The organism is Flectobacillus sp. BAB-3569 (assembly GCF_002270355.1).
Classification (GTDB): Bacteria; Bacteroidota; Bacteroidia; order Cytophagales; family Spirosomataceae; genus Flectobacillus; species Flectobacillus roseus.
Genome location: NZ_NJFZ01000009.1, coordinates 207,076 through 229,836, shown reverse-complemented (window position 1 = coordinate 229,836; position 22,761 = coordinate 207,076). Strand labels below are relative to the sequence as shown.

The following is a 22,761-nucleotide window of genomic DNA, read 5'->3' as shown; positions in this document are numbered from 1 at the left end:
CAAAGCGCCCATAGCTGAAAACCGAATCTTGAATTATCGAATTCGATTTTGCACTATTAATTAATTCATCAAACCATATTTTACAATACAATAGAGGGCTCTGAATCCATCTTTCCAGTTGATTTTCTTTCCCTCTTCGTAGGTTCTTCCGTAGTACGAAACCCCTACCTCGTAAATTCGTATCCCTTTTATTTTAGATACTTTCGCTGTTACTTCAGGCTCAAATCCAAATCTTTTTTCTTTTAGCGTCAACGACTGAATAATATCTGTTCTGAATAGCTTATAACATGTTTCCATATCTGTGAGGTTTAGATTAGAAAACATGTTGGATAGAAATGTCAAAAACTTATTTCCAATTGTATGCCAGAAAAATAAAATTCTGTGCGCATTGCCGCCCATGAATCTAGATCCATAAACAACATCTGCGTGACCATCAGTTATTGGTTTTATCAGAATATTAAACTCCTCTGGATCATACTCTAAGTCGGCATCTTGTACAATTAAATATTGTCCAGTTGCATTTTTGATTCCTGTATGAAGCGCCGCACCTTTACCTTTATTTACTTCGTGCTTAAAGTACTTTATGTCAACGGATGGGTTCTCTTTAATGAAAGATTCAACTTCTTTTTCGGTGTTGTCTTTTGAACAATCATTTACAACAAGAAGCTCCATTTGGATATTTTTGATAAGTTCTACCGTGGTAAGCTTGGTTAGGACACTTTTAATCGTCTTCTCTTCGTTATAGGCAGGAATTACAACTGATAGTTTCTGAAAAAGATACATTTGACTGTTTAGTTTAACTATTTTTTTCTTTATCGCTCTATGTTCTAATAGGTGCTGTTAGCTATTTGAATGATCAGTAGAAATTTAAAGCAAAAAAAATATGCTATGACACCTTCTCTTTATAAAAAGAACCAGATCAAGAATTTCTTAATTTTAGTACAAGATAGTGAGCAAAATAAATTTCACCTTAGGGGCACTCGACTTTCAGCAATAGACTCTCGGCAAAATATTCCCAATGAATTCAAACAAGCTTTTGGACTTAAAGCTTATAGTGTATTCATACAAAATAATCTTTAATTCATTGAAGATGTAAGATGTTGATAATTGAAATTTTACATTCACAATTCATACATTAGCACTAATACTTACCAAAGGTAACTCGACTAAAATTAGGTTATTACCCAAACCCTAAAAAGTACTAAAGCAGAGTTTTGGGGAGCGTGAATCTGAAAGGTTTAGTTTTAACACAATGAATATTAATTAATCCATTTCAAAATAGCTTATACTATCGCTTAGGAGGATTTTTACTAAATTAACCATTCAATTCAAGAACAAATATAGAGCAATTTCTTCCCAAGACAAAATACAATTGATCAGCGCCGTTTCAGATTTAAGCAAACCCAATCTCTAAATTTTAGTATTTCTCCCCAAAAGTAAAAAAGTGTACGTTGCCACGTACACCTTCTCCAATAATCTTATCACAAGGATTTACTAAAGTTTTCTTAACTCAATCTTTGAAAAATCTATAGGAAAACCTTCATATTGTAGTAAAATTTTGCCTTCAATAGGCTCTGTTAAAGTACCTTCATTCACTAGCTTTCCATTTAATTCTTGTTTTACGATTCCTTCTTTTACAGTAATAACAGCTGTATTCCATTCACCGACTGGTTTTTCGGCATCTGAAAACCTTGCTGATGTTACACTTTTTCCAGGTTCGGTTTGTTTACCTTTTACCAATAAAGTCACCTCTTGTAACAGTACAAAATCACCTGTCCCACCTTCTTTTACTTGATATTGAATTCCTTTGGGCCAAAGGGTATCTTTGGTTGAGGTAGGCACTAAATACATAATACCACTGTTTCTTTTACTACTTTTACGGGTAATAGTAGTGTCAGTATTCCAGCGAAAAGTTACAGTTAGTTGGAAATTTTTGAATGACTTCTCTGTCATTACATACCCTAATTTGTCTCCATACAAACGAATCATTTTATCCTCCACCCGAAAAATATCAGCTGCGTTTGAGTGCTTACCAGTTTTAGGTTCGTAGGAATACCAGCCTTTTAGATTTTTACCATTAAAGAGCTTATTCTGAGCACGTAACATCGTACTGGTTGTCAATAGCAACAGGAATATAAAAATGTATTTCAATTGTGTACTCATGAAATGATAAGTTTAGTGTTTGATTGAATGATGTACCGTAGCCATAAAAGACAATTCATTCAATTTTTTACCTATCAAAAATAGTGTCAGCCATAGTTTGATATGACTAACACTGCCAGAATGGTTGATTCTAATTTTTCTTAAGGTATTTTTCGATATTGATATGGTTGATACCAAGTTTTTCTACCTTTTCGACTCCTTTAATAATTAAAGTATCTCCCGTGACTTCATAATCAAATTCAAACTCGCCTCCTTCCCACTCGCGCACATTGAAATAATCTAAATATTCTTTATACTTATTTCCTTCAATCTTGACTCTACCTCCTCCTGCACTATAGTCGGCAGTGGAGTCCTTTCCGTGATTGAGGTCATGGCGCAAGAACGAAAAATGAGTTGGAGTGATTATTTTAATCATTTCCTGCCCCTTGGTATAATCTGTGACTGTAGTGTCTGAGCCTTTGATGGTGGTTCCTGAAATTAACTGCCAAGTACCAATAATTGGGGTTTGTTCTGATGATTTAGGATTACAAGCCAAAGTAAGAAATCCCATTGAGAATCCGAAAAGAAGTTTTTTCATGTTAAATGAATTGGGTTTTTATAGAAATTGGTTTCCCGAAGTTATAAAAAAACAAGCCGATAAAGTCATGACCGTTTATACAATTATCAAAATAGGATATTCGAAGTACACCAAAAGCAAGATATATTTGAGGTAAATAGATTTCTGTATCTAAAAAAATCAAAAAAATTATACCTATCATGAAAAGAAACCTCACTCTTAAGCTAGTAATTATGAGTTTACTGGCATTCTCATCCGTAATACTTTCATATATCTACGGATATTATTACCCCAAACAAAGATTTTTAAAAACCGAAATCAATCGGTTAAAATAAGAAAAGCTCAACTATGGTAAGATAGTTGAGCTTTTTTACTTGTTAATAATATCAGTTAAGACATCAGAATGGACACTATCAAAGTACACCATCTATATATTATCCAATATTTTCTCTTGGGTCGCAAAATTCAATAATGCTATTGATTAGCAAATTCTTTTGCCAAATCATCGTATTCCTTATCCGTTACTTTTCCTGAAGTAATTACTGTACGATAGCGGAAAGTTACTGATTGATTAGGAGCTAATTTATAGTTTAAAGTTTCTTTCCCTTTTGAAAACACATTTACTCCTAGCGGATTGGCTGCAAACAAGCCGTATCCACGTGCATGCCAATAGGTAGGATAGCTGACATTTTTAGGGTGATCGATAATCACAATGTTAATATCCTCGTCTTTAATCTTTCCAGAAAGGTTCATCCAATTAGCACGTGTAGCCCACACTTCTTCTCCATTTACACCATTACTGCCGTGATATTTGCCAGAAATACCTGTGTTATCTAATTTATCAACCTTAGTTTCGATACCATTGGCATCTACAAAAACATCTGGTTTATCTGAAGGATGTTCTAATTCACGAACCACGCGGATGGCAAACATTCCGTCTTTTACGTCAGCAAATGTTACAGGTTCCACAGCTGTAAGAGTGGTAATGCGGTCAATGATACGTTGATTGCCTTTGGCTGTAAAAATGTAGGTTGTTTCTTCTTTCAAAAGAGTTTTCCCTTTTCCATCGGTATCAATCCAATCGGCAGTTACTTGCAATTCGCCTTTTCCATGTCCACCCACTACTTTTTCAATACCTGTATGGCGAATAGTTCCGTATTTCGAACGGTCTTTGATAGCCGTTGAATTGTTCCAGAAGTCAAACCCATTCACAGATTCGTAATTGAGCCACATACCTACATGGTGTGGGTGATCCACACGTTCTCCTGCTTTTTTGATGAAAGGATAGCCACGCGTAATCATAGTTCCTTGCGCGGTACGAATAGGAAAAAGTACTGGTTTTTTTAGGATAGAATCACTCGGATAGAAGTAAGAAGTAAAGGGTTGCCCATCGACAAGTACATCTACCTTTCTTTCATTTTTCTTTACCACAAGTTGTACTTTATCTGTTTTTTGTTGAGCAAAAATGCCTGCACTCATAAGCATTAGCCCCATCATGATGATACTTTTTTTCATAATTTGGTTTTCTAGTCGAATAGGATTGTTTGCACAATCTCGTCTTAAATTTTGATATAAAAGCCTTTAAAATCCAAAAGTTACTCAAAATTTTCAAAAAATGGAGACTATTCTGCATTGATTAGACTGCTTGAGTTGGATATATTAACAAAAAGAGGGGCGTCTCTCGCGAAACGCCCCATGTTTTTGGTATTAGGGTCAAGTATATAATTATGCTTTTAGTGGTAAAAGAAGATGAACTAATCCTAAGAGTCATTCATCTTCTTCATTATTTACAACCCAACTAGCTATTAGTAACCAGCATTTTGAGGGAATGCAGTATTACCTCCTTCTGTACGGTCAATTTGTGTTTGAGGAATTGGACGAACATTGTGAATATCTTTGATGTTAGCAGCCGCTTGTGGATTGTATTTTTTCACACGATCCACTAAGATTCCCCAACGTTTTAAGTCCATCCAACGAGTTTGCTCACCTACTAATTCTCTAGCTCTTTCTTCTACCATAAAGTCAAAAGTAGCTTGAGCAGCTGTAATTTCCATAGCAGATTGTTTACCAGCCCAAGCTGCACGACGACGAACCATATTAAGAGCATCTGCCGCCGCTTGTTTGTTACCCAAGCCAATCTGTGCCTCTGCCAACATCAAATAAGTATCAGCTAAACGATACACGAAGAAATCTCGGCTACCTGCTTCATAAGTCATATCAGGACGCTTGGTATCGAAGAATTTTCTCAAAGTTGGGAATAATGCCTCTGAATATTTGCTTGGCACTAATACCTGATATTTTTTCTTAGCACGTTCTTCTTTCGACATTTCGTAGCCTGGAATAAAAATAGCTGTATCACCTGCTGCAAAAGTTACCGAAGTTTTTGAATCATCGAATGCTGTCACATAAGTTCCTGGCTTATTGCTATACCAAGTATCTTTAAAAGTTTTCTTGTAACGTGAATCATTAACTCGTTCTCCAAAAACAACATCTGTACAGTAAGTTGTAGGACGCAAGCGTTTGAAAGGACGACCATTCAAAACGTCACGCTGCATACCTGCCTGTACGTCATACTGCATACCATAAAACAAGTGTAAGTTGTTACCTCCATTAACTGCACCTGTATTATTAGTAAGGTTTGTCAATGGATCTGAAGTATATTGTACTGCAAAAACGATTTCTGAGTTTCTTTGGTTATTCTCATCAAATACACTTGCAAAATCATCCAGCAATTTGTATCCATAATTAGAAATTACGCTTGAACAAAGTGTTGCTGCTTTTGAGAAATCATCTGATGCTTTTACCGACGAATAAGCTTTTGCTAGATACACTTTCGCCAAGCACATCTCAGCAGCAGGCTTGATAGCACGACCATATTGTGATGACGAGTTTGGTAAATCAGGAATAGCCTCTGTCAAATCCTTGATAATGGCAGCATACATTTCGGCATCCGTAGCTCTTTTGGTCTGCTTCGTAGGAGCCAATGTTTCTGTCAATCTCAAATCTACACCTCCATATTGTTGGAATAATATGAAGTAATAGTGCGCTCTCAAGAACTTAGCCTCAGCAATTCTGATTTTTTTGGTAGCATCAGCTATCGTTACTTTTGGAGCGCGCTCAATGATAGCGTTACAAGTATTGATACCACGATATAATTCATCCCAAATTTGAGCTAGATAATCTACTGTTGGATTCAACTGAGTATCATAAAAATGAAAACCTTTGTACGAACCATCCGCACCTGTAGCATAAATATCAGTACCATATTCGGTCATGGTAAGACCTGCCTGAGTGGCATAATAGTTACGAAGAGAAGAATAGGCTGCGTTTACAGCATCTTCATACCCCTTGGTTGTGTTCATATAGTCGTTACCGATACCCGATACAACTGTTTCGTTCAAGACATCTGAGCAAGACTGACCGGTCAACATCAATGCTGCTACCCCTAGTACTCTTGCATGTTTTAATATATTGTTAATATTCATCGTATTAATCATTTTTCGTTAGACTGTTTATCGTTAAGAAATTTCTACTAAGTCGCTCTTAGAACTTAGCGTTGATACCTACTGTAAATACTTTCGTAGATGGTGTAATACCATTGTTTACAGCTGTACCTGAAGTTTCTGGGTCTACGCCATTGTACTTAGAAATAAAGCTAGACCAGATGAACGGTTGTTGAATACTTGAGAAAATTCTCAATGATTCCATGCCTAATTTTTTTGCAACTGTTGAGTTGAATGAGTAGCCAAAGTTGATGTTACGTAACTTGATAAATGAACCATCAAAGTAAATCAACGTTTGTCTGAACTGTGGGAACTCTTGGTTACTGAATGGACGAGGGAATTCTGCATTTGGATTATTTGGTGTCCAGTAATCAACTTTGATCTGTTGGTAGCGACCAGCCAATGCGTTGTTGTCTTGATGGAAACCACTCACAATCATTTGTCCAAAACGACCGAATAAGAAGAATGATAAGTCAAAGTTTTTATAAGTAAATCTGTTAGTTAAACCTGCCGAGAAATCAGGAACGTCTGAGCCTAGTAATACACGGTCATTAGCATTGATTACACCATCACCGTTTGTATCTTGAACTTTGATTTGACCTACACCTGCACCCAAGGCGTTAGCGTTGTCACCAGGGTAGAATTTCTTTGCCTGTTCTGCTTCGCTAACTTGCCAAATACCCACTTTTTTGTAATCGAAGAATGAATTCAAAGGCTGACCAATAAACCATCTGTTACCAACATCATCCTTTGCTCCATTATACAAAGAAACAATGGCTTCACTGTTTTTAGTAAACTGGAAATCAGTTGTCCATCTAAAACCTCCTTTAGTATCAACGTTTATAGTAGATACACCTAGTTCAACACCTCTGTTACGTGTTTCACCGACGTTTTTCGTTACAGCACTAAATCCGATTGAACCTGGCAACTGATCAGACAATAACAGATCTGTTGTGTTGGTTTGGTACAATTCCAATGAACCTTGCACCCTTCCTTTCAAGAAACTAAAGTCGATACCTACGTTTTTAGTAGCAGATGACTCCCATCTCAAATCTGGGTTACCAATCGTATTTGGTCTATAACCAAAAGCAGAAGTATTATCCCAAGCATAAGCAGTACGATTCAACAAACCTTGCGTTTGGTAAGGCGACACCCCTTGATTACCTACTGAACCCCAACCTGCTCTTACTTTTAATAAGTCTAACCATTGCACGCTTTTCAAGAATGGCTCGTTGCTAATGTTATAACCTACAGCTACTCCAGGGAAATTACCATATTTACTATTTACACCAAAACGGCTAGATCCATCACGACGCATTGTCAATGTTACCAAAAATTTATCGTTGTAATCATAGTTGATACGAGCCATCAATGAGTTGATTGTCCACTCTGTCAAGTTACTACCAACTCCTAATACCGAACTCGCATTTCCTAAATTATAAAACTGTTGCGTTTCAGCAGGAACACCTTGAACGTTTGAAGCATAGTTTTCGTAACGATCTCTTTGGATTGAGTGTAGTAACGTTACGTTAAAGTTATGCTTTTGGATAGTTTTTGAGTAGTTAATAATGTTTTCCAAAGTCCAGTTGAATCCGAAATTAGTTTGTGTACTAGCCTGAGCATCACCACCTTTTCTTGCATTTGTTTGAGCACCGATAAATCTACCCCAACGAGATAATGTAAAGTCAGGACCAAAGTTTACACGGTATTTCAAACCTTCCATCAATTTTACCTCAGTATAAATACTGTTGAAAATACGGTACTTTTTCGTGTTGTCAACTTGCGCACCCGGCACGATTTCTGCCAATGGGTTTGTCAACAAAGCATCGTTTGTAGGAGTAAAGTTAATAGAACCGTCAGCCTTGTAAGGAGCTCCGAGTGGGTTTTGGTTAATCGTAAAGCTATATGGGTTTAGGTTTTCGCCATTACGATCACTAAACATCATATATGATGAAATACCTACCTTCAACCATTTGTTGATTTCATGATCAATGTTGGCTCTCAAAGAATAACGAGAGTAATCCAAACCTTCAGAAACCCCTTTGTCTAGAAAATATCCAGCAGAAATATAGAATTGTGTTCTGTCGTTACCACCTTGAATACCAATAGAGTGGTTTTGTTGGAAACCATTTTTCAAAATCAAATCTTGATAATCTGTGCTTCTTCCCTGAGCCAAGCCTTCCACAACGTTAGGGTCACCACCCAATACAGCAACTTTACCATCAGCTACTGGGTCTGATTGTCCTGTAGGAACAATTGCACCTGCCGCATTTCTATAAATACCTGTAGATCTGTAAGCTTCACGAACATATTCTGCAAATTCAGTTCCGTTGAATAATCTCAATTTGTTTAGTACTTGTGATTGACCAACATACATATCATACGTAACCGTAGTTTTTCCTTTTACTGCACCTCTTTTTGTAGTAATCAAAACAACACCATTAGCACCTCTAGCACCATAAATTGCTGTAGCTGTCGCATCTTTCAAAACTTCCATTGACTGAACATCATTTGGATTAAAATCCTCATAACCAGCCGACAATGGAATACCATCTACTACATAAAGTGGGTCGTTACCTGCGTTGAATGAACGACGACCACGAATCAAAATCTTAGCTGTTTGACCTGGTTTTGAACCTGATTGAGACACGTCTACCCCAGCAGTTCTACCTTGAAGTGCCTGACCTAAGTTGGTAATAGGCATTTCTGAAATTTGTTTGGCTGATACCTGCGAAATAGCACCTGTTAATTGGCTTTTCTTTTGAGTACCATATCCAACTACTACAACCTCTGAAAGCGCTTGATTTTCAACATTCAACACAACATTGATAGTATTTTTTGAACCTACTGCTACTTCTGAAGTCGTGTAACCAATCGCTGAAAATGATAAGACATCTTTAGCCGATGATGAGTTAATTTTGTAAGAACCGTTTGCATCTGTGGTTGTACCTCTGTTGGTACCTTTAATCATAACACTAACTCCTGGAATACCCTGTCCGTCTTCCGAAGAAGTCACTTTCCCTGTAATTGCTTGTTGGGCTAGTCCTGTGAAGCTTAACAACATAAAGGTAAGCACCGCACACATTCCAAATAACCCTCTTTTCAATTGTAAAGGTTTACTTTGCATAGTCTATTGGTTTTAAAATGAAACTGATTGATTAGGATAATAAAGATTTATTGATTTTTCGCCAAAGTTCTTCTTCTTCAAATGGGTTCAGGCCCTGACCTTCGCAACTATTCTGAAGAATTTCTTTTGCTGTTTCTATTTCAAAGTATTTATCAGGATATATATCTATCAACTGATTCCAAAAAGCACAATATTCCTGATTACTTGGTGAGGCTACCCATTCTAAAAAAAGGTATCTGAGATAAAATCTTCAGCATGAAAAAACTCATATTTTAGAATGTTGTCGAGGCGTGCCATAAATTGAACTTTTGAAAGTATTTTTTGCAATTTTACTACACAAGACACAATTTATTTTTTTCTACTCGATTTTACAGACGAAAAAGGACAGTTTTTCCAATTTAATTTTAACATATTGATTATTAAATACTTAATTCCGTATATTAATAATAAAATAGGGATATAATGAGGCAATTGTAGGTATTAGAAAAGAAATATTTTCTATGAGGTAGAGCGGAAAAATATATATAATTATTTTACTTATTTTTTGAATTTTAACAACATAAGACAGATAAGTGTTTTTTCTACTGAAAAAAATAAAAAAAACCTGCACAGTTTTTTGTGACAGGTTTTGGTAATCTTATGTATTTAATCTAATCCCTATGCAAAAGCTATTTGTTCGGCACCAATGTGTTGTTTTAAAGTCTTTAAAGCTCCAAAAATAAGATTGTACACCGACTGAGGATTGATGTTCATTTTATTTGAAATCTGGTCGGTATCCATATCATGAAAGAATTTAAGAGAAAGTGCTTCTCTTTGTCTTTTTGTCAAAAAACGAAAAGACTCACTAAGAACATGATTGAATTTTTGCTCCTCTTCAAAAGCCACTAAACGATTTTCATGCGATCCCACAAAATCTGGATTTTCGACATAGTAACCTTCATGATGCAAGGTCTGACGTTGTTGGGTTTCCAAATGACGAACCAACTTTCTTTTTATAGAAGCCATCAGGTAGTAACGAATAGAAGTAGTTTCACCTAAATTCTGGTGATTTTTCCAAAGCTCTACAAACAAATCGTGCAAACAGTCCTTGATTAACTCACGGTCTTGGGTAATACTAGTACTATAGTTATACAAGAGGTTTACATAGCTACGATATATTAATGTAAATGCGTCGTGATCCCCTCCACGAAATGCGTTCCACAAAGCTACTTCATCCGTAATTCTTTTTGCAGTCATCATAAAAATGAGTTGTTTTCTGAGATTCTTTCCTAAAGATATACAAACAAAATAGCACTTTTCAAGGGTTTTATTGAATATTTTTCCGTAAACGTTTACGGAAACGTTTACGAGAAAAATATTATAAAAACTCATTATTATCCTACTGTAAAAATTCACCTTTTGTATTTAAGCGATGGAATCCCTGACTTGGTCTAAATTTGGTCAAAACTTGTTGGAAGTTCGAGATTATCATACAATTTTTACATGATGTAATATTTCATTGGGCAAATCCTTTAGTTTGCCATATCACTTTACACAAACTACCTTTAATCTAAATTTCTTTTTATGAAGAAGATTCTTTACACGTTCATCAACATTATCATGTTTGGAACGGTGCTTAGAGCTCAAACCACCACGTTTCCTCGAAACGGGGTGCAAGATGAGCGTCCAAACACGTATGCATTTGTCAATGCTACTATCGTTTCAGATGCTAATACAGTTTTAGAAGGCGCAACCTTAGTAATCAAAGGTTCTGTGATTGAAGCAGTAGGCAAAAACATTACTCTCCCTGCTGGTACGCAAGTAATTGACCTAAAAGGCAAACGCATCTATCCTTCTTTAGTAGAAGCGTATAGTAGCTATGGTATGCCTGAATTAAAAAGAGAAGGTCGTAGCTTTAGAGGTGATCCTCAGTTCGAATCGAAAAAACAAGGTGCTTACAACTGGAACCAAGCTGTTTTGCCAGAAGTAAATGCAGCAGCTATCTATGCAAGTAATCCTACCGCAGCTGACGAGTTACGTAAGGCTGGTTTTGGGGCTGCTATCACACACGTACAAGATGGTATCGTTCGAGGTACTTCGGCATTGGTTGCCTTAATCGACGGTCGTGACCAAGAGGCTTTGTTGAAAACTAATGTTTCAGCACATTACTCTCTATCTAAAGGGTCTTCAACTCAAGACTATCCAAACTCATTGATGGGTTCAGTAGCATTGTTACGTCAAACTTATTTGGATGCTGATTGGTATAAGAAGAGTAAAAACAAAACAGAGTACAATATCTCTTTAGAGTCTTTCAACAATAGCCAATCAGTACCACAGGTATTTGAGGTATCTGACAAATTGGGTATTTTGAGAGCTAACAAAATCGGAAAAGAATTTGGTGTTAATTACATCATAAAAGGTGGTGGTGACGAATACCAACGTCTTGATGAAGTAAAAGCGGCTGGTGTTTCCTTGATTATTCCTTTGAATTTTCCAACAACTCCTGACGTAGAAGATCCGTTTGATGCAAGCGTGGTTTCGTTATCGGATATGAAACACTGGGAAATGGCTCCTGCCAATCCAGCTATCTTGGCGAAAGCGGGTGTTCCTTTTGCTATTACTACTTCTAACGTAAGAAGTAAATCAGATTTCTGGGCAAACTTGCGTAAAGCTGTAGAATATGGTTTGGATGAAAAAGTTGCTTTGGCAGCTTTGACTTCGGTTCCTGCTCAATTCAACAAAGTAGATAACTTGGTGGGTAGCTTGAAACCTGGTATGCTGGCAAACTTCTTGATTACATCTGACAACCTTTTCAAGGAAAGTAATGTAATTTATGAAAACTGGGTAAAAGGAAAACGTTATGTAGTAAACAACATGAATGTGACTGATATGCGTGCTTCTTACGATTTGAGCGTAGCAGGTAAATCAGGTTTGAAATTGAATGTAACAGGTAAAGTAGATAAGCCAGAGTTCCAAATCCAAGTATCAGATTCAGTTAAGGTTTCTCCAAAAGTGACTAGAACAGGCGATTTGTTGACTTTATCATTCAAATTAGATGCTAAAAAAGACAAAGGTGATACTCGTATTAGTGCTTATTATGATGGCAAAAACATCAAAGGCGATGGATTTGATGCAGCAGGTACTCCTGTAAAATTTGACGCTATTTTCAAAGAAGCTTTCAAAGAAGCTGTTGCAAAAGCAGATACTACTAAGAAACCTGTTCCAACAATAGGCAAAATCGTATATCCTTTCAATGGATATGGTGCTGAGACAAAACCAAAAGCTGAGACTTTATTGATTAAAAATGCTACCGTTTGGACAAACGAGAAGGATGGTATTTTGAAAAATACGGACGTATTATTGAAAGATGGTAAAATCGCTCAGGTGGGTAAAAACTTGTCAGTAACTGGTGCAAAAGTGGTTGATGGAACTGGTAAACACTTGACCAATGGTATTTTTGACGAACACTCTCATATTGCATTGCTTTCTGTAAACGAAGGTTCTCAGTCAGTTACTGCTGAAGTTCGTATGGAAGATGTAGTAAACTCAGAAGACGTAAATATCTATCGTCAATTGGCAGGTGGTGTAACTTCATCACAATTGCTACATGGTTCAGCTAACTGTATCGGTGGTCAGTCGGCAATCGTGAAATTGAAATGGGGTGAAGCACCAGAAGTAATGAAAATTCAAAATGCTGATGGATATATCAAGTTTGCTTTGGGTGAAAACGTAAAACAAGCAAACTGGGGTGACCGTGCTCGTATTCGTTTCCCTCAAACTCGTATGGGTGTTGAGCAAATCATGATGGACGCTTTCTTGCGTGCGAAAGAATATGATAAAGCTTGGGCTGAATATAACAAAGCAGCTAACAAAGCTACTTTGACTCCTCCACGTCGTGATTTAGAATTGGATGCTTTATCTGAGATTTTGAACAAAAAACGTTTTATCACTTGTCACTCTTATGTTCAGTCTGAAATCAATATGTTGTTGAAAGTAGCTGATTCATTGGGTTTCAAAGTAAATACCTTTACGCACATTTTGGAAGGTTATAAAGTAGCTGACAAAATGAAAGCACACGGTGCAAGTGGTTCAACTTTTGCTGACTGGTGGGCATACAAAATGGAAGTAAAAGAAGCGATTCCTTTCAACGCTGCTTTGATGACAAAAGTTGGTATCAATACCTCAATCAACTCTGATGATGCTGAAATGGCTCGCCGTTTGAACCAAGAGGCTGCAAAAACAGTCATGTACGGTGGTCTTACTGAAGAAGAAGCTTGGAAATTGGTAACATTGAACCCTGCAAAAATGATGCACCTTGACAACCGTTTGGGTAGTATCAAAGCTGGTAAAGATGCTGACGTTGTACTTTGGAACGAAAATCCACTTTCTGTTTACGCAAAACCAGAAAAAACTATCATTGAAGGTGCAGTGTATTTCGACATCGAAAAAGACAAAGAATTGCGTGCTAATATCGCTGCTGAACGTAACCGTTTGATTCAAAAAATGTTGAATTCAAAAGCAAGTGGTGCTCCTACTGCTAGACCAGAAATGCGCAAACCAAGATTGTTCGTTTGTAACTCTTTGGGTGGTTTAACTGAAGAAGAAGGCGAAACTCGTGCATTTGGTACATTACAGTTACAAGACAACTGTGACAAATAGAGTGTTGAATGGTGAGTTGTGAATGGTGAATAATTCCCATTTACTACTCTGCTAAGTTAGCAAAGCATCATTTGTCTCAAATTCAGTACATGTTTTAAGATAAAATGTCAAGTTCAGACATTTTTCATGACTTAAAATTTTATTACAAAATGAAAAAATCAGCATTATTATATACGCTAGCTTTGTTTTTGGGTATGAAGACGACCTTCGCTCAAAACCAAGCGGCAGCTACCCCTCAGTCTAAGCCTATTGCTTTGACGGGTGCCACTATTCACACGGCAGCAGGTCCTGTGATTGAAAATGGTGTAATTGTTTTTGATAAAGGAGTTATCACTAAAGTTGGTCCTGCAGGAACAACTTATGATAAAACTGGTACCGAAACCATCGACGTAACAGGAAAACACGTTTTCCCTGGCTTGATTGCTCCTGCCAACCAACTAGGTTTGGTAGAAATCGAAGCGGTTCGTGCTACAGTCGACCAACAAGAAGTAGGTGCAATCAACCCTCACGTTCGTGCTTTGATTGCTTATAACACTGACTCAGAATTAATTCCAACGGTTCGTGGTAACGGTGTTTTGATTACTCAAGTTACGCCAGTAGGTGAAATTATCTCGGGTATGTCTTCTATCATGAACTTAGATGGCTGGAACTGGGAAGATGCCGTTTTGAAGAAAGATGATGGTATTCACCTTAACTGGGTAGGCTATTTCAAACGTGAATTTAACTTCGAAACGTTTTCTTCTACAACAAAGAAAAACGATAAGAAAGAAGAGCAAATCCGTGAATTGGCACAGTTGTTTGACGATGCGACAGCTTATGGACAAATCAAAAACCCTAATCCTATCAATGTAAAATTGGAGGCAATGAAAGGTCTTTTTGACGGAACTAAAAAATTGTACATCTCGGCTGATTATGGTAAAGAAATCATCGAAGCAGTTCAGTTTGCTAAATCAAAAGGGGTAAAAAGCATCGTAATTATCGGTGGTGAAGAGTCTCTTTTGGCAGCAGATTTCTTGCGTGATAACAACGTTCCTGTGATTGTATCAGGTACGCATCGCTTGCCAAATAGCATTGACGATGACACAGATTTACCTTACAAATTGCCTCAACTATTGGCTCAAAAAGGCGTAACTGTTGGTTTGGCCTATATTGGTATGCACTGGCGTACACGTAACTTGCCTTTCTTGGCTGGTACAGTAGCTGGACACGGTATGTCAAAAGACGATGCTTTGAAATTGGTAACAATCAACAACGCTAAAATCTTGGGTATCGACAAATATGTAGGCTCTTTGGAAGTTGGTAAACAAGCTACTTTGGTAGTGTCACAAGGTGATTTGTTAGATATGCGTTCGGCAAAAGTAGAACACGCATTTATTCAAGGAAAGAAAATCGACTTGGATGACAAACAAAAACGTTTGTACAAAAAGTATTCAGAAAAATACGGAACAAAATAAGCGCTGTATCATCTGCTAATAGTATAAAAGCCATTCCTTCGGGGATGGCTTTTTTGATGAATGATAATTATCATTTTTTCTACCTGAACTACTCAGTTTACTCCTCTCCTTTCCAAGCGACCTTTGTAAAAGTCTTCCACAACAAGCTATTTATTTTATGAAAAAGGTCTATTTCTCAATTATATTACTTCTTGTTTCGGCAACCACCTTTGCGCAAGAAAACATTGAAAGTCTATTAAAGCAATTATGTGAAGATCCTGTTTTTGCCAAACAACTCAGCATTACTGAACCCTCGGAGTTACAGGCTTTTTATAAAGACAATAACTTCCAACCTATTTGGCATGAAAATAAAGCATTTCAAGAAAGTTTTATAGAGGAGCTACGCAAAGCCACACAATATGGTCTCAATCCACAAGACTATCACTTCGACTATCTTATTCAACCAAACATCAACCAGCTTGAATATGAGTTGTTGTGTACTCATGCAATGCTAACCTATTTCAGCGATTTTACGTTTGGATGCAAACCAAAAACATTAGCTTTTAATGGAATCGAATACCAAAATCGGTCAATAAACACTCCTCAAATCCTTCATCAAAATATCAAATATGGGTCTTTTGCCAAGCTTCTTGAGAAATATCAGGTATCAAGTCAACATTACAAGAAGACTTTAGAAGTCTACCAACAATTACTAAATGCACCTGATAGTTTATTTATTCCTACAAACTTGTCAAAAACCTTTGTAGAAAATAAGGGTCTTCAGCAAAAGTTAGTCTTTTGGCAATGTATAGAGTCGCTGAGCACTTATGATAGCGAGATCATTTTGACCGAAGCGCTGAAACAGTTTCAAGAAAAATTCAACTTGGAATCAGATGGAAAACTAGGAACAAACACCCTTAAAGCCTTAAACTTAGGCAAATTACAACTACTGAACCTACTTAAGTACGACCTCAATTATATTCGTTTCTTGAATGCATGGAAATTCCCAACTTATTTATGGGTCAATATCCCTTCTGCTGAGTTTTCGATGATTGAAGCACAAACTAAAACCTTATCAATGCGTGTGATTGTTGGCAATCCCAAAACACCCACTCCTAGTTTGATAAGTACGATTAAGCAATGTATTTTCTTCCCTTATTGGTTTGTTCCGTCGAGCATTACTATCAAAGAAATGTTGCCCCAAATCCAAAAAGATGTCAATTATTTGAGCAATAACAGCATACAAGTGCTTGACCAAAAATGGAATGTGATTGATGAAACAACACTTCCTTGGTCGAGCTTTAATGCCAAAAACTTTCCTTATAAATTACGACAAGTGGCAGGATGTGATAATTCTTTAGGCATTGTAAAATTTGATTTTGATAACCCATTTACGGTATACTTGCACGATACCAATGCCAAAAAGCTTTTCCAGAAAGGTAGTCGTTGGTTGAGTCACGGTTGTATTCGTTTAGAAAAACCAACAGAATTAGCTGAGAAACTAATAGGTAATTCTTCATTGATTCAAAAGCTAGTTGCCCAGCAATATGAGCCAGATTTAAAGCCTATTTACTTTCAAGTTCAACCTAATGTACCGCTATTGATTAGCTATTTGTGTTCTGGAATTAATGAAAAAGGCGATTTGATTTTTTACTCAGACGTTTATCAGAAAGTGAGGTAGAGGAAGTTTTATTTCATTATTTGCAAGTCTAAACATTGGTTCGAGACTTAGTCTTGGACTAGGCATATATATTCACCCAAAATAAATTCCGATTACTATTCCATCCAAATATAAATAAGCCGTGATAAACACTAACATTTACTTATATTTGCCCCTGTGTGATGTACCTACTCTTAAAATGAGCTTAACTTACTTTAGTACAAGATCACTACTCCAAATACATAATTTTCATTTCTACGAGGATAGAGTTTTAAGTCACTTTAGCTTTTCACATTGAAGATGGATACAAAATTAGATAATCTTTTTTTTGAGAATATTAGGTTGCTTTTACGTAAAGCTCAAGATACTTTACTAAAGCAAGTTAACTCCGTTATGGTTTATACCTATTTTGAATTGGGAAAACAAATTGTTGAACAAGAGCAAAAAGGGAAAAGCTATGCAGACTACGGAACCTTTATTCTTTCAGAGCTATCTGAAAGATTAACTATTGAATTTGGCAAGGGCTATTCTAAAAGAAACCTTGAGCTAATTCGTAAATTTTATATTACTTTCAAGAATGCGAAATCACCGATTTCGCAAAACTTAAGCTGGACACATTACATACACTTAATGCGTATAGAGGATGAAAATGAACGAGCTTATTATCAAAAAGAAGCTGAACAAAACTCATGGAGCGTTAGGACATTAGAAAGGCAAATTAACTCTGCTGTATACCATCGTTTAATGATTTCGAAGAACGTTAATAACCAAGACCGTTCGGTAGAACGAAATGTCACTAACCCTTTGGAGACCTTAAAAGACCCATATATTTTAGAGTTTCTAAATTTAAAGGAACAGTCCAATTATTCTGAAACACAACTTGAGCAAGCAATAATAGACCGTCTAGAGCATTTTTTACTTGAACTCGGGAAGGGATTCACTTTTGTTGGAAGGCAAGTACGATTTACATTTGATGAAGAGCACTTTCGAGTAGATTTAGTCTTTTATAATCGACTTTTGCGATGTTTTGTTCTAATTGATTTAAAAATTGGGAAATTGAAACATCAGGATTTAGGTCAAATGCAAATGTATGTAAATTATTACGATCGATTTGTTAAGACAGAAGATGAATTACCTACCATAGGAATCATTTTGTGCAAAGACAAGAAAGATGCCATGGTAGAAATCACACTACCAAAAGATAACAAACAGATATTTGCAAGTAAATACTTATTGTATCTGCCAAAGGTAGAAGAGTTGAAAAAATAATAGAAGAATAAGCTATAATTAAAACTTTAGCTTCATTACTCTCAATTTTTCATTTAAAAGCCATAATCACTGCGTTTGGCTGATTGACTAATTTTACCAAAGGTTCAATCATTGATGGCATGACGGCAAAACAACCAAACGAATTGCCTTGACGCTTGTAAAAACTTGCATTCTTTTCAGAAATATAATCAGCAGCATGCACGATAATTCCTCTATCAACCGCATTATCGTTGACTCCTTTATCTAATCCTTTGAGTCGAATACTTAACCCATGCTTTCCATAAAATTGACCAATTGGCTCGAATACACCCAAACTCGAACACAAACTTCCCGAATCATTCGAGAAATACTCAGCCATTGCATTTCTGCCTGAACCTTTTCCGTGAGCCACCCACGTATTCATCAAACACACTTGTTTTTGTAAATCAATCACATACAATCTTTTCTCGAAAGAAGGCTGTGAAAAATCGACCATACAGGCTATTTTCTTTCCCCGAAATCTAGTATCAGATTTTTGCATTTGTTGCAGTTTTTCGGCTACCATTTTAGGAAGTAAAAAAGGAGTTTCATCCCTTTTGGCATCGACTTTTTCTGTAGAAAAAAGTAAAGATATTAATAAGAAAATATTCATGAGTGTGCCATTTAGGCAATTATTACCAGTTTGATTATGAAAAGCTGATTACTGGACAAAATTGAAGTTACTAGTTCAAGACTTAGTCTTGGACTCATTTTTTAACAGTTTAAAACTGTTTTTAAACATTCATTGAAAAAGTCTAAATACCTTTTCTCTTTTTTTCCAGTAATTAGTATCAAAAGATTAAATCAATACTACCTTCCATAACGGTTACACACTACTTTTCATCTATAATAATCAAAGTTTTTCTTCCCTTAATGATATAAATCAACTTAACTATTGACGCCCATCAAGAACAAGCTTGAGAGATTAAGATATTTTTGATTGAAGGCTATTAAAAAAACTAAACTCTGATACCTGAACCCTAACCCCTCATTAGGCTATTTCACTAACAAAAAACAATCCCATGTCAAAATCTGAACACCATTTTATGACCCACAAAAACTCACGTTGGCATGAGTTGAAATATGTATTGAAAGTACTCACCGAGTTTATTAGAGGCTTTCGGGTACTGCATTTTGTAGGTCCATGCGCTACTGTATTTGGCTCTGCTCGTCTGCAAGAGGGTACTGTATTTTATGAACAAGCTCGTAAAATTGGCGTAATGTTAGCCAACATGGGCTTTACCGTCATGACTGGCGGAGGTGGCGGTATTATGGAGGCAGCCAATAGAGGAGCTAAAGAAGCAGGTGGTTTGTCGGTAGGCTGTAATATTATTTTGCCTCACGAACAAGCCCCAAATCCTTATCTCGATAAGGTTGTCGAGTTTGATTTTTTCTTTGTTCGAAAGGTTCTTTTAAGTAAGTATTCGTATTGTTTTATCGTCATGCCAGGAGGTTTTGGAACGCTCGACGAAATGTTTGAAGCAATAACGTTGATCCAAACTCGTAAAATGAGTCCTTTTCCGATTGTTTTATTTGGCAAAGAATTTTATCAAAAACTCTACGAACAACTTGTAGCAATGGAAAAAGCTGGAACTATCTCAGCAGAGGATCTTTCTCTTTTTTTAATTACAGATTCTTTGGAGGAAGCTCAACAACATATTCATAAAAATGCAGTAGAAGCTTTCGGCTTGAATAACTACAAACACCTAACACCTTGGGGACTACTGCTTGAAAAAAGAGTTAATCGCATAAAAAACAATGACCTTAAACAGTAACGCTCCTAACGAGCCTCATTCATAGACCATGAAATTCTTGCCAAATTTGTATCAACAAAACAACAAACTCTATGAAATCAGTTATTGTACCTACCGACTTTAGTGATACTGCAAAAAAAGCACTTGTATTTGCTAGTACTGTGGCTCAAAACCTCAATCTTGACTTGGTGTTATTGCATGTATTTAATCTCACTGGATCTTTGCCTTATGAATCCCCTTCGCAAATCGAACAGGAGATTTATGAAGCACAAAAAGCTTCGGATAAACAATTAGCCATACTCAAAAATCAGTGTCTGGCTGAGTTCAAAAATGAAGTAAAGCTTTTGAGTATCTATGGCGTTATTTCTGAGGTTATTGAGCAAGTATCAGAGCAAGTAAAAGCCGATTTTATCGTGATGGGTACCAGAGGTGCCAAAGATATTTGGAGCAACATCATGGGAAGTAATACCTATCAGGTTGTGAAAAATTCAATTTGTCCAGTTTTTGTTATTCCAGATACTGCCGATATTCAAGACATGAAGAATATTATTTATGCCTCTGACTATACCAACAACGAAGTCAAAATTGTTAGAAATATCGTCGATATAGCAGACCGTTTTAAAGCAAAAACTAATATCCTTCATATTCACGATGTAGAAGAACCGAACTTGGCAGATGACGAAACCTTAGGAGATTGGTTATTGACTTTTTTTGAAAATGAAAATATCGAAAGTCATATTACTTTGGGAAGCAACGCCATAGAAGGTATCGAAAATTATCTACAAAAAAATCAAGGAGACTTACTGGTGTTGGCCATGAAAGATCGAGCTTTCTTCGACAATCTTTTTCATACTAGCGTAACGAAGCATTTTATTCAGGACTTTAATATGCCTTTGCTAGTATTACCCAAATAATTCATTTTTTGCATTTCCTTACTTTGTTCATATAAAATCTATAGCTCATTTTGGCATTTTTGTCGGAATGAGCTTTTATTTTGTCGAATAAGACACCTAACTATACGTTTTGTCGGTACAAGCCCTCTTGTTTGGTTGAAGGTTTTTTCTTTTCTTTGAGTATGGAAAAAAATCAACAACTAAAGAAAGAAATTGGATTGCTAGATGCCAGTATGATTGTGATTGGCTCTATGATTGGTTCGGGAATTTTCATCGTTTCAGCAGATGTAACTCGCAACCTTGGTTCGCCGGGATACCTCCTCCTTACTTGGATTATTACGGGTATTATCACGCTCATATCTGCCCTATCGTATGGCGAACTCGCAGGTATGATGCCCAACGCTGGCGGACAATATGTCTACCTCCGTGAGGCATATAACCCTTTGGTAGGTTTCTTGTTTGGTTGGACTACCTTTTTGGTTATCGAAACTGGTACGATTGCAGCCGTAGCAGTTGCTTTTGCCAAATATACTGGCGTACTCCTACCCGACCTCATCAACGACCAGCCTTTCTTAGGATTCTTTAGCACACAACAATTCTTAGCCATTGCGCTTATTGCTTTTCTTACCTTTATCAATCTCAAAGGTGTTAAGAATGCTAAAATCGTTCAACTCATTTTCACTGTAACTAAAATCGGCGCCTTGCTTGGCTTGGCCGTTGTAGGTATAATAGTCGGACTCAATCCAGACAAAGGCGTGTGGGCTATCAATGCCATCGACTTCTGGAGTCCTGTTAAAATTATTTGGGAAAAAGGCAAAATCATGGATTATGAATACCTTTCGGGTATCGGTCTTTGGTCGGCTGTGGGCTTAGCATTGATTGGTCCGTTATTTTCATCTTCGGCATGGAACAATGTTACTTATATCGCTGGCGAAATGAAAAATCCCAAAAGAGATATTCCGCTCTCTTTGCTATATGGAACGTTGACGGTAAGTGCTTTATATATTTTGGCCAATGTAGCTTATCTAATGTTGCTACCAGTGCAAGGTCATCCAAATGCTCCTGACACACTTTCGAGAGGTATTATGTTTGCTACCAACGACCGTGTAGGTACGGCAGCTGCCGAAATGATTTTTGGTAATCCTGCGGCTATTATCATGGCAGTATTTATCATGATTTCAACCTTTGGTTGTAACAATGGTATTATCCTTTCAGGTGCTCGCGTATATTACGCCATGGCAAAAAATGGCTTATTCTTCAAAAAAGCAGGTGAAATCAATAAGAATGGCGTGCCAGGATTTTCATTGATTATTCAAGGTGTTTGGGCATCATTATTATGCTTATCAGGCACTTATGGAGACCTATTAGACTATACCGTATTCTCGATTTTGGTATTTTATATCTTGACTATTGGCGGTGTATTTATTCTCAGAAAAAAACAACCAGATACTCCACGTCCATACAAAGCTTTTGGTTACCCCTTGATTCCTGCGATATACTTGATTTTTGCAGCAGGACTATGCATCAACTTGTTGATTTACAAGCCTATTCCTTCTTGGGCAGGCGTAGGAATTGTGGCATTAGGAATTCCTGTTTTCTATATTTGGAAAAAGATGGAAAAGAATACAGAAGAGTAGATTAAAAATCTTTTCAAAGAAAATAAAAACGCCGTAGATATGACAAAATACAGTTGATTCTGTGCTTTGTGATATCTATGGCGTTTTTGGTAATGCTAAAAACATCATTC

Annotated in this window: 15 protein-coding genes; 7 read left to right on the top strand and 8 right to left on the bottom strand. The window is 36.7% G+C overall.

Annotated features, from left to right (window positions below):
* Nucleotides 1-60 precede the first annotated feature (60 nt).
* The 7 genes from BWI92_RS10205 to BWI92_RS10170 all read right to left on the bottom strand — a co-directional run bounded on the left by BWI92_RS10205 (nt 61) and on the right by BWI92_RS10170 (nt 10,588).
* Nucleotides 61-783, bottom strand: a complete 723-nt coding sequence (locus BWI92_RS10205) for a glycosyltransferase family 2 protein (protein WP_095162778.1) — start codon at nt 781-783, stop codon at nt 61-63.
* A gap of 711 nt (nt 784-1,494) precedes the next feature.
* Nucleotides 1,495-2,163 carry a DUF1080 domain-containing protein gene (locus BWI92_RS10195; protein WP_217903399.1) on the bottom strand — a complete coding sequence of 223 codons (669 nt, stop codon included), beginning with the start codon at nt 2,161-2,163 and terminating at the stop codon, nt 1,495-1,497.
* 130 nt (nt 2,164-2,293) lie between these two features.
* On the bottom strand, nt 2,294-2,740 hold the full coding sequence (locus BWI92_RS10190) for a hypothetical protein (RefSeq protein ID WP_095162776.1): 447 nt from the start codon (nt 2,738-2,740) through the stop codon (nt 2,294-2,296).
* 453 nt (nt 2,741-3,193) lie between these two features.
* The gene (locus BWI92_RS10185) at nt 3,194-4,234 is read right to left on the bottom strand and encodes a PmoA family protein (protein ID WP_095162775.1); all 1,041 of its coding nucleotides are present in this window, start codon (nt 4,232-4,234) and stop codon (nt 3,194-3,196) included.
* A gap of 290 nt (nt 4,235-4,524) precedes the next feature.
* The gene (locus tag BWI92_RS10180; RefSeq protein ID WP_095162773.1) at nt 4,525-6,204 is read right to left on the bottom strand and encodes a RagB/SusD family nutrient uptake outer membrane protein; all 1,680 of its coding nucleotides are present in this window, start codon (nt 6,202-6,204) and stop codon (nt 4,525-4,527) included.
* Between the two features lie 58 nt (nt 6,205-6,262).
* Complete coding sequence (locus tag BWI92_RS10175) at nt 6,263-9,286, bottom strand: SusC/RagA family TonB-linked outer membrane protein (protein ID WP_409024747.1); 3,024 nt, start codon at nt 9,284-9,286, stop codon at nt 6,263-6,265.
* 720 nt (nt 9,287-10,006) lie between these two features.
* A complete protein-coding gene (locus BWI92_RS10170; RefSeq protein WP_229241877.1) occupies nt 10,007-10,588 on the bottom strand; it encodes an RNA polymerase sigma factor in 582 nt (193 codons plus the stop codon).
* Between the two features lie 324 nt (nt 10,589-10,912).
* Here BWI92_RS10170 and BWI92_RS10165 point away from each other — a divergent pair, with 324 nt between their 5' ends.
* From BWI92_RS10165 to BWI92_RS10150, 4 genes are all read left to right on the top strand, one after another.
* The gene (locus tag BWI92_RS10165) at nt 10,913-13,987 is read left to right on the top strand and encodes an amidohydrolase family protein (protein WP_095162771.1); all 3,075 of its coding nucleotides are present in this window, start codon (nt 10,913-10,915) and stop codon (nt 13,985-13,987) included.
* A gap of 149 nt (nt 13,988-14,136) precedes the next feature.
* Entirely contained in the window at nt 14,137-15,441 is a 1,305-nt protein-coding gene (locus BWI92_RS10160; protein ID WP_095163355.1) for an amidohydrolase family protein, read from the top strand.
* Nucleotides 15,442-15,598: 157 nt separating this feature from the next.
* Nucleotides 15,599-17,101, top strand: coding sequence for a L,D-transpeptidase family protein (locus tag BWI92_RS10155; protein WP_095162769.1), 1,503 nt, complete (start codon nt 15,599-15,601; stop codon nt 17,099-17,101).
* Between the two features lie 279 nt (nt 17,102-17,380).
* On the top strand, nt 17,381-18,349 hold the full coding sequence (locus BWI92_RS10150) for a YhcG family protein (protein WP_095162767.1): 969 nt from the start codon (nt 17,381-17,383) through the stop codon (nt 18,347-18,349).
* Nucleotides 18,350-18,398: 49 nt separating this feature from the next.
* Here the strand turns inward: BWI92_RS10150 and BWI92_RS10145 are convergent, their stop codons facing one another.
* Entirely contained in the window at nt 18,399-18,980 is a 582-nt protein-coding gene (locus BWI92_RS10145) for a murein L,D-transpeptidase catalytic domain family protein (protein ID WP_095162765.1), read from the bottom strand.
* Between the two features lie 409 nt (nt 18,981-19,389).
* On the opposite strand from BWI92_RS10145, the gene BWI92_RS10140 reads away from it, so the two are divergent.
* The 3 genes from BWI92_RS10140 (at nt 19,390) to BWI92_RS10130 (ending at nt 22,651) form a co-directional block, all read left to right on the top strand.
* Entirely contained in the window at nt 19,390-20,142 is a 753-nt protein-coding gene (locus tag BWI92_RS10140; protein ID WP_095162763.1) for a TIGR00730 family Rossman fold protein, read from the top strand.
* Between the two features lie 71 nt (nt 20,143-20,213).
* A complete protein-coding gene (locus BWI92_RS10135; protein WP_095162761.1) occupies nt 20,214-21,035 on the top strand; it encodes a universal stress protein in 822 nt (273 codons plus the stop codon).
* 161 nt (nt 21,036-21,196) lie between these two features.
* Nucleotides 21,197-22,651: an APC family permease gene (locus tag BWI92_RS10130; RefSeq protein ID WP_095163353.1), complete on the top strand. Its 1,455-nt coding sequence runs from the start codon at nt 21,197-21,199 to the stop codon at nt 22,649-22,651.
* Nucleotides 22,652-22,761 lie beyond the last annotated feature (110 nt).